A 14,338-nucleotide genomic window follows, 5' to 3' on the forward strand; every position below is an offset into this window, starting at 1 on the left:
GCCTAGAGCACTCCCAGTCCGTAATTGCCCCGGCGCCGTCCGGGATTGGCGGGCGCCCCGCGCCGTCGCGGCCGGGGGGCCGGGGCTGGCGTTTGTGCGGGCTGGCGGATTTCCACGGTGATCTCGCCGATGTCCAGCCGGGGCTGCACTTGCCGCGGCGGCGGAGACGCCTCGGCCACGGGCTGGATCGGTTGCGGCGTGTCCGGCGCGGGCGGTTCCACATGCGCCCGCGGGTCCGGCGCCGGAGCGTTCAGGGCCTCGATATAGGCCTCGAACTCGGCCAGGTAATCCTCGGGAGATTTCTCGGGTTCGGCCGGTGCCTCTGGATCGTCGTCCGCGGCCGGCGCTCCGGGCTCCGGCAAGTCGGGGGTCATATGCGGTGCGGGTTCCGGCGTAGGCGCGTCTTCGGACGCAGGCTCCGCCGGTGGCGGCGCGGGAATTTGAGCGACGGGTTCTTCTGCCGGGTGTGGTGGCAGAGGATCCCGCCGCAGGTCCGCCGGCACGACCGTGGGAGGGGCCATCGTGTGCGGCGGCACGGGGTCCGGAGACGCCGCCGCCTCGGGGACAGGCGCGACCCTTTGATCCGGACCCGGATCGGGTTGGGGGGAAAGTTCCGTGACGCGGTCCAAAGGGGCCGGATCGGGCGGGATCGGGTCTGCGGACGGTTGCATGGGTTCAGGGTCGGGCGCCACCGCCAGCCGTTCGACCCGCGGCAGGGGGGCCGCGGCGTCGGCGGCCTCGATACGGTCGCCCAGTCTGGCGAAATAGCCGGTCATGCCGCACCTGCCCGACGCGCGCCGTCACGGTCCATCGCGATCTGCTCGGCCAGTGCGCGGCGATCATCGCGTGGAAGGCTCAGGATATCGGACAGCGGCCAGTGGTAGGCCGCGCCCAGCCGGTGCACCTCGCGCATCAGCCGGGGGCGGTCGCGGAGCAGGGCCGTGAGGCAATAGCGTTCGGCAGCGAAGCGCATCGTGTTGGGGGTGCCGCATTCCGGGCAGTCCGCCTGCAGGGACAGGTCGATCAGCGGCGCGATCCGGGCCATGCGGCTTTCGATCCGCGCGCGGTCGGCGGCACTGGCCTTCGGCGCGCAAGCCAGCGCGATAACTTCGGCCGCCCGGTCCGCGGGCTGACCCTGGGCCGCCAGTTCGTCCCGCCCCGTGGGCAGGCGGAACCGGGTGTCGCCATCGATGTACCAGCCATCGGCATCGGCGCGCGCGGGCTCCGCCTCGACCGAGGCGAGGAGATCGTCGAGCGCGAAGTCGAAATCGAACCGCTCGGCACATCCCTGGCATTCGGACGTGCCGGAAATCCGGCCCCCGAAGACGCGGGCGTAGATCTGCGCCATCAGGCGGTCGCGGTCCGACACGCTCAGGTCGGCCGCAGCCTGCACGCGGTCGGGCCAACGCTCGGCCATCGCGTCGATCAGGGCAATCGCCTGTGCCGCGCCGGTTTCGGTCACCGCCATTTCGGCACGACCTGTCAGCGCACCCAAAGCCAGTACCCCGGCCCCGGGCGGATGGTTCACCTCGAAAATCACTTTGGTCACCCAATCGGAAGAGGGCGCGTCAGCCTTCCATCACCTCGACGACCGACTCGTCCCGTTCAATGCCTTCGTTCTGAATCACGATCCGTTCGATCGCGTAGCCCGCCGAATTCGCGTCGAGCGCGGGGAGCCATTCGGCCTCGGACACCCAGCAGTTGCTCAGGAAGTACCGCCGCACGACGGTTCCGGCCTCGTTGTTCAGCTCGATCGTCATCGACTTGCGGAAATCCTTGAGCGACGGCTGTCCCAGCGCGCCGATCTCGAACACCGTGCGGGCCCATTTCTCGAACTCCAGGTCCCAGGTCACGCCGCGTTCCAGAGTCACCGGCTCGAAACTGACCAGTCCCGGCCCGATATGCTGGATGTTGGGATCGCCCCCTTCGCGGTGGGTGACGGTATCGACCGTCTGCTTCAGCGCAGACACGGTGGATACGCCAAGCACGTATTTCCCATCCCATTTCACGCGAAAGCGGAAGTTCTTGTAGGGTTCGAAACGGTGGGTATTTACCATGAATTCAGGCATCGTTCAGGACCTCAGACATCTTGCTGGCCGGCCATCTGCTGAAGATGGATCACGACGAATTCGGTGGGTTTGAGGGGCGCGAAACCGACCCAGACATTGACGACACCGACGTCGATGTCGGCCTGCGTTGTCGTTTCGGCATCGCACTTGACGAAATAGGCGTCGGACTTGCGGTCGCCCTTGAAGAAGTTCTGGCGGTGCAGCCGGCCCATGAACGCGTTCACGTTCTGGCGGATCTGGCTCCACAGGATGTCGCCGTTGGGTTCGAACACGACCCATTGCAGGCCGTCGTACAGGCTTTGCGAGATGTACGACGCCACCCGGCGCACCGGAACGTACTTGTATTCGCTGGCGAAATCGTCATCGCCATCCATCGTTCGCGCGCCCCAGGGCCTTACACCGGCCGGCGCGCGGGTGATGCAGTTCACGCCGCGGGGGTTCAGGATGCCGACCTCGGCATTCGAAAGCTCGCGCTGGACGCCCACGACACCGAAGAACGGCAGATCCTGCCCCGCCGGCGCCTTGTAGACACCGCGCGTCGCGTCCGTGCGGGCCATCAGCCCGGCCATGGCGCCCGCGGCACCGATGGCGATGTTGCGCCCCGCCTCGTTGATCAGGATCCGCGGGTAATAGAGCGCCGCGTGATCCCGGGCGATGCCGGTGCGCAGGGTGTTGACCTCGGTCGTCATCTGCTGCGGCGTCAGGTTGCCCGGCGGATCCATGATCAGCATCGCACGGCGCTGGCGGCAGAAGGCGGTCGCCGGACCGTAAAGCGGTTGCATGTCCTGCACGACCTCGCGATCCGGCGGCAGGACCATCAGGTTGAAGATCTTCACCTGCCGGTCGACGATAGCATAGGCGGCATCGTAATCCGCGGATTGCGGCGGGTTGCCGTCGGTCGCGGGCGCGGCCGGGCTGGCTTGCGTTCCGGCCGAGCCGCCCTCCGCCCCCACGCAGAAGCGCGGCACATTGGTCAAGGGCAGGCCCGCATCCATGGCCGACAGGTTGGTCGGGATCGTGGAAAGAGCCGGCACCGTGCGGTTCGCCGTCAAGTCCGACGCCCGCGTGATCGACAGGCGCAGCCCGTTCAGGACAGCCGTCCACGGGTTCAGCGTCGGGTTCGTTGCCGCATCGGCGTTTATCGCGTCACGGATCTGCATCAGGCGCTGGCGCACGCCATCGGAATTGCCCTGCGCGGCGGTGGGATAGGTGTCGACGATCACCGGATCGCCCGGCGCGGCGCCGGCGGCCAATGGCACCGGAACCTCCACCGTGGCAGGCGCCCCGGCGGCATCGAACCCGTCAAGCCGGATGTCGGTGATCCCGCTCTTGTTCGCGAAACCGAAGGCGTTCAGCCGCGCAAGGTCGGAGACTCGGATCGCCAGCCCGCTTTGCGCCGGGCGGCGCATCGCGTGGGCGCCGATCTCGATCCCGCCATTGCCGGGACCCATCATCAGCGGGACCGACAGATCCTTGCCGGTGGTTGCCGGGCGCACCCGGATGTCGCCCGCGTTGGTCGACGCGATCTGCAGGAAGCCGGTATCGTCACCGCCCACCTGGCCGCCGTCTTCCAGCGTCGCGGTCACGGCAATTCCGGGGGAACCGATATCGGCATAGGCCTGCGTGACGCGCTGTTCGATGATGGACAGGACCTCGTCCCCGTAAAGTGTCGGCACGTCCCCTGCCCCGCTGCCGGCGATGGCCGGGCCGCGGTCGGACAGGTCGATCGTGACGAAGGGCAGCCCGTCGACCGACAACCGCAGATGCGTGCCGCCGGGCGCACCCGGCGCATCGTCGAACACGGTCGCCAGCGCCCCTTGCGCATCTGCCACGCTCGACCGCAGCAGGTAGCGGCCCGACAGGCTGGAGCCGTTCACGGCCGCCGGCGCCCCTGGATCCGTGGCGCTGACCAGCGCGGATTCCTGCGTCAGGTAATCGACCGCATAGAGCGGATCGTTCGGATCCATCGTCAGGTTCTGGTAGGTCTCGACATCGCTGCGCTGCACCACGCCCGCGGCGTTGGGCGCCCAGCGGTAGAGTTCGAGGTTGAACCGCGCTTCGGGTTCTTCCCCCGACGGGCGGACAATGGCGCGGATCTGTTCGCCGCTGGCGCCCGCCTCCTTGGCGGTCAGGGTCAGGACATCGTCGGCAGCGGCCGCTTCGTTCGATAGCGTGACACTGGCGGTGCCGGCTCCGTTCGCGATCCGCATGACGTACATGTCCGCGCCGCCGTTCGTGAAGAACATGCGGACGTACCGTGCCATGTCGCTGACCGCGCCGCCGTCGCCGAAGACGCGACTGAACTCGGTGAAGTTGGAAAGGCGGACGGGGGTGTTGATCGGGCCCTTCTGGGCGCGTCCGATGAACAATCCGACCGAAGTGCTGGCGCCCGAAATGGGGCGTACACCACTGGGTTCTTCAACGACGTAAACGCCGGGATAGGTCAACGTTACCATGCTTGAAAACCAATCGGTGAATGAAGTTCGAAAATGTCCCAAAAGCATGGCCCGGAGGTTCAGATTCCGTCAAGGCAGGGTATTCCAGCCTTTCCTTGTGCATACGGAGAACTTCGGAAATTTGGAAATATCATTACTAATCAGTGGATTAAACCGTGAACTAGTATTTGGAGAATCGTTAAGCCATTGTTCGCGTAAGGGTTGATCGGCAGATTCACGCCGGTGCGTGTCTTCCGTCCCTTCAGCCGATGATCGGTGGAAATGTGCCTGAGTCGGCCCGTGATCCCGGTTCGCGCAACAGCACATCCCCGGGCCCGGACGCGCCCCCGGCATGACCGCCATGTGCCCCGGATGAAAACCGTCGGCGCACTATCTTTCACCGCCCCTCACGAAGAAGAGTCTGGACACAGGCGCAATCTTGGAGCGAACGTGGCGGGGCGCGCGGCGTTTCGATGGCCGGGCCCCGATGCAGAACCGATATCCCGGAAAAGCGGGAACGGGCGCGGGACCTAAGCCGGACCGACGCCGTGCCGACCGGGACGAGGAGGACGTCCCGCAGCGGATCTCCGGGCACGAGGGCCCAGGGACACCCCAGAGAAGTATGGCTGGCCGCGGGGCATGGCGCCGCCGGCCCGTCGCGTATCCAGGGAGGAGAACACGTGACCAAAGTCTCAATGACCGTGAACGGCAAGGCCGTCGCGCGCGACGTCGAAGCGCGGCGCATGCTTGTCGATTATCTCAGGCAGGATCTTGACCTGACCGGCACCCATGTCGGCTGCGACACGTCGCAATGCGGCGCCTGCGTCGTGCATGTGAACGGCAAGGCGGTGAAGGCCTGCACCATGCTCGCGGCCGAGGCCGAGGGCGCGAAGGTCACGACGATCGAGGGGATGGCAAGTTCCGACGACGATCTGCACCGGCTGCAGGTGGCGTTCAACGATCATCACGGTCTGCAATGCGGCTTCTGCACGCCCGGCATGATCATGTCGGCGGCCGCCCTGCTGTCAGAGAACCCGACACCGTCCGAGGCCGAGATCCGCCACTACCTGGAGGGCAATATCTGCCGCTGCACCGGGTACCACAACATCGTCAAGGCCGTGCTGGCCGCGTCCGGTCAGGACAGCGCCGCGCTGGCCGCGGAATAGGGGAGGATCGACAGATGCCGAAAGATTCAGTGATCGGCGACGGTCAGAAACGTCGCGAGGACAAACGCTTTACCACCGGCAAGGGGAAGTACACCGACGATATCATCCTGCGCCACCAGACCTATGCCGCCTTCGCCCGGTCCGAGGTCGCCCATGGCCGGATCCGGGGGATCGATACGTCCGCCGCCGAGTCGATGCCGGGTGTGCTGGCCATCTTCACCGGTGACGATTTCGTCGAGGTCGGCGGCAACCCCGCGGGCTGGCTGATCCACAGCCGCGACGGCACGCCCATGACCGAACCCAAGCGCCCGGTGCTGGCGCACGGCAAGGTCCGCCATGTGGGTGACGCATACGCCGCCGTGATCGCAGAGACGCCCGAACAGGCCCGCGACGCGGCCGAAGCCATCGTTGCGGATATCGAGGACCTGCCCTCCATCGTGAAAATGGCCGACGCTGTCGCCAACAGCGACAACCGGGTGCATGACGAGGTCGACAGCAATATCTGCTTTGACTGGGGCTGGGTCGAGGACAACCGCGCCGCGGTGGACGAGGCGATCAAGAACGCCCCCCACGTCACGACACTGGAGCTGGTCAACAACCGCCTGTCCCCCAACCCGATGGAGCCGCGCTGTTCCATCGGCGATTACGACACCGGGACCGGGGATTACACGCTCTATACCACCTCGCAGAACCCGCACCTCACGCGGCTTCTGATCTCGGCCTTCGTGATGGGCATCCCCGAACACAAGCTGCGCGTCGTGGCGCCCGATGTGGGCGGCGGCTTCGGCTCCAAGATCTACCACTACGGTGAAGAGGCGCTGGTGCTGGCCGCATCGAAGAAGCTGGGCCGGCCGGTGAAGTGGACATCCTCGCGGTCCGAGGCGTTCCTGACCGATGCCCATGGCCGCGATCACGTGACGACGATCGAACTGGCCACGGAAAAGGACGGATCCTTCATCGCCGTGCGCACGGAAACGATGGCGAACCTTGGCGCCTACCTGTCGAACTTCGCGACGGCCACGCCCACGTTCCTCCACGGCACGCTGATGGCCGGGAATTATACCGTCCCGAATGTCTACGTTAACGTGAAGGGCGTCTTCACCAACACCGTGCCCGTCGACGCCTATCGCGGCGCCGGCCGGCCCGAGGCGACATATTCCCTTGAACGTGTGATCGACAAATGCGCGCGCGAGCTGGGGATCGACCCGATCGAGATCCGGCGCAGGAATTACATCAAGCCGGACCAGTTCCCCTACACCACGCCCGTCGCGCTGGAATACGACACCGGCAACTACGACGCCGTGATGGACAAGCTGGAGGAGATCGCGGACCTGCAGGGCTTCGACGCCCGCCGGAAGGAGTCCGAGGCCAACGGCAAGCTGCGCGGCCTAGGCATCGCCTCCTATATCGAAGCCTGCGGCATCGCGCCGTCGAACCTTGTGGGCGCGCTTGGCGGCCGGGTCGGGCTTTACGATGCGGCGACGGTGCGGGTGAACCCCACCGGCAACGTGGCCGTCATGGTCGGCGCCCACAGCCATGGGCAGGGGCACGAAACCACCTTCCCCCAGATCGTGGCGGAACGGCTGGGCATCCCGGTCGAGAATATCGAGATCGTGCATGGCGACACCGCCCGCATCCCCTTCGGCATGGGCACCTATGGGTCGCGCAGCCTCGCGGTTTGCGGATCGGCGGTGGTGCGCGCGACCGAGAAGGTCATCGACAAGGCCAAGAAGATTGCGGCCTTCATGATGGAAAGCCCGGACGGAGAGGTCGAGTTCGACGACGGGGTCTTTTCCCTGAAGGGCACGAACAAGAACGTGCCCTGGGGCGACGTGGTGCTGAAGGCCTACATCCCGCATGACTTCCCCATCGAGATGATCGAACCGGGGCTGGAGGAAACCGCGTTCTACGATCCGGTGAACTTCACCTACCCCTCGGGCGCCTATGCCTGCGAGGTCGAAGTCGATCCCGCGACCGGCAAGGTGGAGGTCAAATCCTTCGCCGCGGCGGACGATTTCGGCGTGGTGATCAACCCGATGATCGTCGAAGGCCAGGTTCATGGCGGATTGGCGCAGGGCATCGGTCAGGCGCTGCTGGAACATGCGGTCTATGACGCGGACGGGCAGTTCATGTCGGCCAGCTACATGGATTACTCCATGCCGCGCGCCGACGACCTGCCGATGTACCGGGTGGATCATTCCGCCCTAACCCCCTGCACCCACAATCCGCTGGGCGTGAAGGGCTGTGGCGAGGCAGGGGCCATCGGTTCGCCTCCCGCGCTGGTCAACGCGGTGATCGACGCGATCCAGCATTCGGGCCGCACGGATGTCACCCATATCGACATGCCGCTGACGCCCGCGCGCGTCTGGTCTGCCCTTCACGACAAATGACGAAGGGCGCGGCCGGGGATACCGGCCGCGCTGCCCTTCACAGGAGATCGCAAGATGTACAATTTCGAATTCGTGAGACCTTCGTCCGTGGCCGACGCCGTAGCAGCCTTGGCCGATGAAGACGCCATGGCCCTTGGCGGCGGGCAGACCCTGTTGCCGACGATGAAGGCAAGGCTTGCCGCGCCGACGAAGCTGGTCAGCCTGTCCGGCATCGACGGCCTGTCCTACGTGAAAACCGGCGGTGACAGTGTCGAGATCGGCGGCGCCACCGTCCATGCCGATGTCGCGGCAGAAGTGGCCGATGCCTTTCCCGCACTGGCGGCGCTGGTCGCGCGGATCGGCGATCCGGCGGTGCGCAATCGCGGCACCATCGGCGGGTCGGTCGCGAACAACGATCCGGCGGCCTGCTACCCGGCCGCCGTGCTCGCCACCGGCGGGACGATCGTGACCGACAAGCGCGAGATCGCGGCGGAAGACTTCTTCCAGGGCATGTTCGCCACCGCGTTGGAAGCCGGGGAAATCATCACCGCCGTCCGCTTCCCGGTGCCTCAGGCGGCGCACTACGAGAAGTTCGCACAACCCGCCTCGCGCTTCCCGCTGGTGGGCATCTTCGTGGCGCGCTTCGCATCGGGCGTCCGCGTCGCGGTGACAGGGGCCAGCGAAAGCGGCGTGTTCCGCTGGACAGAGGCGGAGACGGCGCTGTCGTCCGATTTCTCGGCCGATGTCGTCGAAGGGCTGACGCCGTCGGCCGACGGGCTGATCGGCGACCTGCACGGCACGCCCACCTACCGCGCCAACATGATCCGCGTGATGACCGCCCGCGCGGTCGCCGCGGCGGGCTGATACTGTTTCCCCCGGGCGGTGCGCCATCCGGGGGAAACCGCTCTTCAGGTCGGTTGATCGGAAGGGTAGCCGTCGGGATCGTCCACGACGTCCTTCTCTTTCGACGCCCTGCCCTTGTCGTCCTTTGTATCCGCGGTCTCGATCTTCTCGATCTCGCTGGTCGTGATGCCGCGCACGTGGATATCGCGCTGTGGGAAGGGGATCTCGATCTCGGCCGCGTTCAGCGCCTTGTAGATGCGGAACAGCAGGTCCGACTGCGTCATCAGCAGGTCATCGACATTGCGCAGGTAACAGCGCAGCTCGAAATCCAGCGCACTGTCGCCCATGCCGCGGAACAGGACGACCGGCGGCGGGGTCCGCAAAAGCGTGGTCTGTTCCTTGGCGGCCTGTTCAAGGATCTCCTTCACCTTGTCCAGATCGCTGCCATAGGCGACGCCTATCGGGATGATCAGGCGGCCATGGCGCGACGACAGGGTCATGTTCTTGACCACGCCACCGATCAGGTCCTGGTTGGGCACGATCACGTCATGCTTGTCGAAGGTGCTGATCTGCGTCGACCGCACGGCGATCTTCTTCACCGTGCCGGAGTATCCCGACACCTCGATCCAGTCGCCTTCGGCAATCGGGCGTTCGATCAGCAGGATGATCCCCGACACGAAGTTCGACACGATGGTCTGCATTCCGAAGCCGATCCCCAGCGACAGGGCGCCGGCGACGACGGCCAGGCTGGACAGGCTGAGCCCCGCCGCGGAAAACGCGACGAGTGCCGAGATGGTCAGCCCCACGTAGCCCACCCCGGTGACAAGCGCGTTGCGCGCGCCCGCATCCATCTTCGTGTTCGGCAGCACCGTGTCGCGCAGGCTGCGCTGCAACCAGCGGGTGGCGATGGTCCCCAGCGCAAAGGCCACCAGAAGCGAGACGACGACGCCAATCGAGATCCGGACATCGCCCACCTCGATCCCCACGGTCACAAGCCGCCACGCTTCGGCGACATCGTTGACCTGCGCCCCCCAGACGATGGCCAGAAGCGGCAGCATCGCAAGGCACAGCAGCGTGCCGATGGTAAACGGCAGCAGGGGGAGCGACAGGCCTTCGTCGTGCCGGCCCCGGCGCATGATGGCCCGGATGCTTCCCAGCAGCAGCGCGAACAGGAACAGCCCCACCCCGGCCATCGCCGCCGTCAGCGTCGCCGCGTCCGAGATATGGCGCGCCAGCGGGACGTAACCGATCAGGACCAGCACCGCCGAAACGGCCCCGGCAACCCGCAGCATGTAGGGCACGACCGTGTTCAGGCCCCGGCCCTGCGCGTGCGATCCGATCTCGGACTCGTCGTCCTGTGCCGGCGCGTCCTCGGGTTCGGGCTTCACGCTGAGCACCGCCGCCAGCCGCCACATCACCAGCGCCGCAAGGATGACGACCGGCGCCGCCATGACCGAGATCGTCTCCTCGTCCCGGACAAGCCCGTTCGACAGTGCCTCCACCATGACCGAGGCCGCCTGGACGAGGCCAAGCGCCTGGCACAGCCGCAGCCCGCGCCGGGCGCGGTCGTCGGGCATATCGACAAGCCGGCGGCTGGGCGAATCCGGGGAAAACACCGTGTGCCCAAGCCAGTGCGCCAGAACCAGTACGACGATGGCGAAGAACACGTAACGCCCGGAGAAATCGACGATCCGCGACTGGATCCCGAGGTTGGGCACGATCAGCGCAAGAAGCACCGCACCCGCCAACGGGATGACAAGGCTGGTGAGGCTGGACAGCATCGCCCACAGGTAACGATGCGCCCGTGTCGCCCGTTCGAACCGGCGGTCGAAATACCGCGCGCCGATGGGGCGGGCCACGACGATCAGCACCATGCCGGCCACCAACAGCGCCACCACCGTCGCGATGACCTGGTACGGGTTCTCGCGGAATTGCCTGCTCTGGAGACTGCGGCCTGCCGATTCCCGCAACTCCCGCCCCATGCCCGACAGCTCGTGCCGCGCCGTGGCCAGCGTGCCGGGCGACAGGACGCTGGGATACCGGTCGATCAGCTGGCTGGCCGCCTTCCGCCGGATCATGTCATCCAGTTCGTCCAGCAGCAGCTCGGTCTCGTTCAGCTGCCCGCGGGCCTGACGGATCGGGTGCATGACCTCGGCCAGCCGTTCTTCCAGCTCGGCCCGGCTCGCGGCGATATCGGCCGGTTCTGTCTCGTCCTCGCCCGGAGGCGGGCCAAGAGCATCGATCTGCGCCTGAAGCGCCCGGCCGCGTACATTGCCGCCGGACACGATCGCCGTCAGCTCCTCGCGCCGCTCTTCCAGATCCGACCGCAGGACGGACAGGGCGGCCACCGAGGCCGCGCCGCTTTCGATGGCGTCCTCGGCCCGCTGGACCAACCTCGCCCCGGGATCGTCCTCCTCCTGTGCCGCCAGTCCGAAGGGGGCCAGCGTGAGCAGCAGGGTCAGGAAGACGTGCAGGGCAAAACGGGTCAATGAATGCATCCAGGTCAGTGTCTGTGCCCGCATGAGACCCGCAGCACACCGCTCTGGCAAGGGCTTTGCGTGGATGTCGTGCGCGCCATGTGTCCCGGTGACCGGCGCGGCCGTTCGCGATACAAATGTCACGTCGGCGGGGAATAGCGTTGCGGGCCGTCCGCCCGTCATTTCCGCCACCGGCCACGTACGCGACCATGCCGACACCACCCCAGACCTCAGCCGGGCCTTAGTCTTGAACACTCTCCTCGTCGTCTTCCTGTCCCTTGCCAGCACGATCCTCGTGGGGTTCCTCCTCGTGGTCGGAAAGGCCGTCATCCTGCCCGTGCTGATCGCGGCCATCGCCGTCTACGTGCTGCACGCCTGCGTCGACTGGGGGCGGACCCTGCCCGGCCTCCGACGCCTGCCGCGCTGGGTGCTGAGCATCACGGCGCTGACGATCTTCATCGCCGCCATCTCGCTTCTGGGCCTCGTCGTGATGATCACGCTGGAAGAGATGGTCGACCGCTCCCCCACCTACCAGGCGACGCTCGAAACACTGGTCGCAGACATGGCAAAGCGGTTCGGCGTGGAAGGCGACCCCGACTGGCAGGACATCCGCGAAGTCACGGTGGGCCGCATCAACCTGCCGTCGCTGTTGACCGGTCTCTTCAGCTCGCTCACCAGTTTCGGCGCGGTGCTGTTCCTGATCATCTTCTATTCCGGCTTCCTGATGGGCGAACTGGCGCAATTGCCGGAAAAGATCCGGCACGCCTTCGACAAGGGCCAGGATTCGAACCGCATCCTGGCCATCGCCAGCGACATCAACAGCAATATCGGCGATTACCTCGCCGTGAAGACCGCAATCAACGTCCTGCTGGGCACCGTGTCCTTCGTTATCCTGTGGGGCTTCGGCGTCGATTTCGCGCTGTTCTGGGCGGTGATGATCGGGCTGTTCAACTACATCCCCTACCTTGGGTCGTGGCTGGGGGTCGCGTTCCCGGTCATCCTGTCGGTCGCGCAATACGGCAACCTGTGGCTGACGCTGATGCTGACCGTCGCGCTGACCATCGTGCAGCTGATCATCGGCAGCGTGCTGGAGCCGCGCTGGATCGGGCGTCAGCTTAACCTGTCACCCTTCGTCGTGATGTTCGCGCTGGCGCTGTGGACATCGCTCTGGGGCCTGCCCGGCGCGATCCTTGCCGTGCCGCTGACAAGCGCGCTGGCGATCATCTTCAACGCCTTCCCCGCTACGCACCCGATCACGGTCCTTCTGTCCAACGCGCCGGCCAGAGCGGAAAGTTAAGGGCGCTCCACACCAAAGAGCCGCCGGGCCTCCTCCGCCGAATACCGGCCCAGCCGCACGTCCTCCGCCACCAGTTCCGGATCGCGATCCTCGACGGGCCCATAGCCACCGCCCCCCGGCGTGCGCACGCGAACCCGGTCGCCGGCCGTCAAGGCGATATCCTGCGCCTTCGACAGATGCTCGGGCACGAACCTTTCACCGCCGCGCGTCACCTCCACCCGGTTCACGCCACCATCGGCGCCGCCAAGCGCGCCCTGCGGGCCGAAGCGGCCGTGGTCCATGACGAAACTCGCCCGCGCGGTGCCGCGCAGCAGCTCGACCTCGTAATCCAGCCCGAACCCGCCCCGGTACTGGCCCGCGCCGCCCGATCCTTCGTGCAAGGCATAGCGGTGATAGAGCACCGGGAACTGCTGCTCCATGATCTCGACCGGCGGCGATTTCGAAATCCCGATGGTCGAACACCCGTTGGAGATCCCGTCGCCCCCGGCATAGCCGCCGTACCCGCCGCCCGAGATCTGGTACATGACATAGCTACGCCCCTCTTCCGGCACCTCGCCGCCCAGGGCGAAGTTGCCCGACGTCCCGGCCGGCGCGGCGGTGACAAGATCGGGCAGGGCGCCCACCAGTGCTGCGAATACCGCCTCGGCAATCCGCTGGCTTACCTCGGCGGCACAGCCCGACACGGGCCGCGGATAACGCGCATCAAGGAACGTGCCCTCGGGCCTGTGAATGGTCAGCGGCTCGAACGCGCCGGCGCTGATCGGCACGTCCGGAAAGATATGCCGCATCGCGAGGTAGACGGAGGATTGCGTCGTGGCCCAGACCGAATTCATCGGCCCCGCACATGGAAGGGAGGAGCCCGTGAAATCGAAGGTCAGCCCGTCGCCATCGGCGATCACCTTCAACCGGATCTCCAGCGGCTCGTTCACAACCCCGTCGCTGTCGACATAAGCGACCGATTCATATGAACCGACGGTTATCGCCGCGATACTCGCCCGCATCTGCTGCGCGGCGCGGGTGCGCAATTCGCCGATCGCCTCTTCCACCACGTCGTCGCCATAGCGGTCCAGCAGCCGCGTCAACCGCGCCTCGCCCACGTAAAGCGCCGCCGCCTGCGCCTTCACATCGCCGATCCTCTGATCGGCCACGCGGATGTTGGAACAGATGATGGCATAGATCTCCGCATCCATCTCCCCTTCCTTGAACAGGCGCACAGGCGGCAACCGCAGACCCTCCTGTTCGACGGCGGTGGCCGAGGCCGAAAACCCGCCCGGCACTGCCCCGCCCGTATCCGGCCAGTGCCCGGTATTCGACAGCCAGCAGAAGATCTCGCCATTGCGCCAGACCGGCATGGCAAAGCGCACATCCATCAGATGCGTGCCGCCCAGGTAGGGATCGTTGACGATGTAGATGTCCCCGGGCTTCGGCGCCGCGGCCTTCCCGTCGCGGATCATCTCGATCAAGGTCCGCGTGGAAAACTGCATCGTGCCCACGAATACCGGCAACCCCATCGACCCTTGGGCGATCAGGCTGCCATCGGCCGCCGAATAGATCCCGTCGGACCGGTCGTTCGCCTCCGCAATCACCGGCGAAAACGCCGCGCGCGAGAAGCTCAGATCCATCTCGTCGCAAACCTGCTGGAGCCCCGACTGGATGACGGTCAGAGTGATCGGATCGATCAT

10 protein-coding genes are annotated in these 14,338 nt (G+C 66.3%); 4 read left to right on the plus strand and 6 right to left on the minus strand.

Going from position 1 to position 14,338, the window contains the following annotated elements; genetic code table 11:
- Nucleotides 1–2: 2 nt before the first annotated feature.
- Genes D4754_RS08825 through D4754_RS08840 form a run of 4 tightly spaced genes read right to left on the minus strand, consistent with a single transcriptional unit; the run spans nt 3 to nt 4,525 of the window.
- Nucleotides 3–776 (minus strand): hypothetical protein, encoded by a 774-nt coding sequence (locus D4754_RS08825; RefSeq protein WP_121062647.1) that lies wholly within the window; start codon nt 774–776, stop codon nt 3–5.
- The gene (locus tag D4754_RS08830) at nt 773–1,549 is read right to left on the minus strand and encodes a hypothetical protein (RefSeq protein ID WP_121062648.1); all 777 of its coding nucleotides are present in this window, start codon (nt 1,547–1,549) and stop codon (nt 773–775) included. Before D4754_RS08830 ends, D4754_RS08825 begins: the two co-directional genes overlap by 4 nt.
- 19 nt (nt 1,550–1,568) lie before the next feature.
- Nucleotides 1,569–2,057: a phage tail protein gene (locus tag D4754_RS08835; RefSeq protein WP_240453808.1), complete on the minus strand. Its 489-nt coding sequence runs from the start codon at nt 2,055–2,057 to the stop codon at nt 1,569–1,571.
- 23 nt (nt 2,058–2,080) lie between these two features.
- Nucleotides 2,081–4,525, minus strand: coding sequence for a phage tail sheath subtilisin-like domain-containing protein (locus D4754_RS08840; protein WP_163025851.1), 2,445 nt, complete (start codon nt 4,523–4,525; stop codon nt 2,081–2,083).
- 659 nt (nt 4,526–5,184) lie between these two features.
- Between D4754_RS08840 and D4754_RS08845 the strand changes: the two genes are divergently transcribed.
- The 3 genes from D4754_RS08845 to D4754_RS08855 are packed head-to-tail and all read left to right on the plus strand — an operon-like array spanning nt 5,185 to nt 8,903.
- Complete coding sequence (locus D4754_RS08845; protein WP_121062651.1) at nt 5,185–5,670, plus strand: (2Fe-2S)-binding protein; 486 nt, start codon at nt 5,185–5,187, stop codon at nt 5,668–5,670.
- 14 nt (nt 5,671–5,684) lie between these two features.
- Nucleotides 5,685–8,060, plus strand: coding sequence for a xanthine dehydrogenase family protein molybdopterin-binding subunit (locus D4754_RS08850; protein ID WP_121062652.1), 2,376 nt, complete (start codon nt 5,685–5,687; stop codon nt 8,058–8,060).
- Nucleotides 8,061–8,114: 54 nt separating this feature from the next.
- Nucleotides 8,115–8,903 (plus strand): FAD binding domain-containing protein, encoded by a 789-nt coding sequence (locus D4754_RS08855; protein ID WP_121062653.1) that lies wholly within the window; start codon nt 8,115–8,117, stop codon nt 8,901–8,903.
- 44 nt (nt 8,904–8,947) lie between these two features.
- On the opposite strand, the gene D4754_RS08860 is transcribed toward D4754_RS08855, so the two are convergent.
- Nucleotides 8,948–11,371, minus strand: coding sequence for a mechanosensitive ion channel domain-containing protein (locus tag D4754_RS08860; RefSeq protein ID WP_163025852.1), 2,424 nt, complete (start codon nt 11,369–11,371; stop codon nt 8,948–8,950).
- 235 nt (nt 11,372–11,606) lie between these two features.
- Between D4754_RS08860 and D4754_RS08865 the strand changes: the two genes are divergently transcribed.
- A complete protein-coding gene (locus tag D4754_RS08865; protein ID WP_240453809.1) occupies nt 11,607–12,656 on the plus strand; it encodes an AI-2E family transporter in 1,050 nt (349 codons plus the stop codon).
- On the opposite strand, the gene D4754_RS08870 is transcribed toward D4754_RS08865, so the two are convergent.
- Nucleotides 12,653–14,338 carry a hydantoinase B/oxoprolinase family protein gene (locus tag D4754_RS08870; RefSeq protein WP_121062655.1) on the minus strand — a complete coding sequence of 562 codons (1,686 nt, stop codon included), beginning with the start codon at nt 14,336–14,338 and terminating at the stop codon, nt 12,653–12,655. The two genes, D4754_RS08865 and D4754_RS08870, sit on opposite strands and share 4 nt — an antisense overlap.

It is taken from the genome of Chachezhania antarctica, assembly GCF_003646465.1.
GTDB lineage: Bacteria > Pseudomonadota > Alphaproteobacteria > Rhodobacterales > Rhodobacteraceae > Chachezhania > Chachezhania antarctica.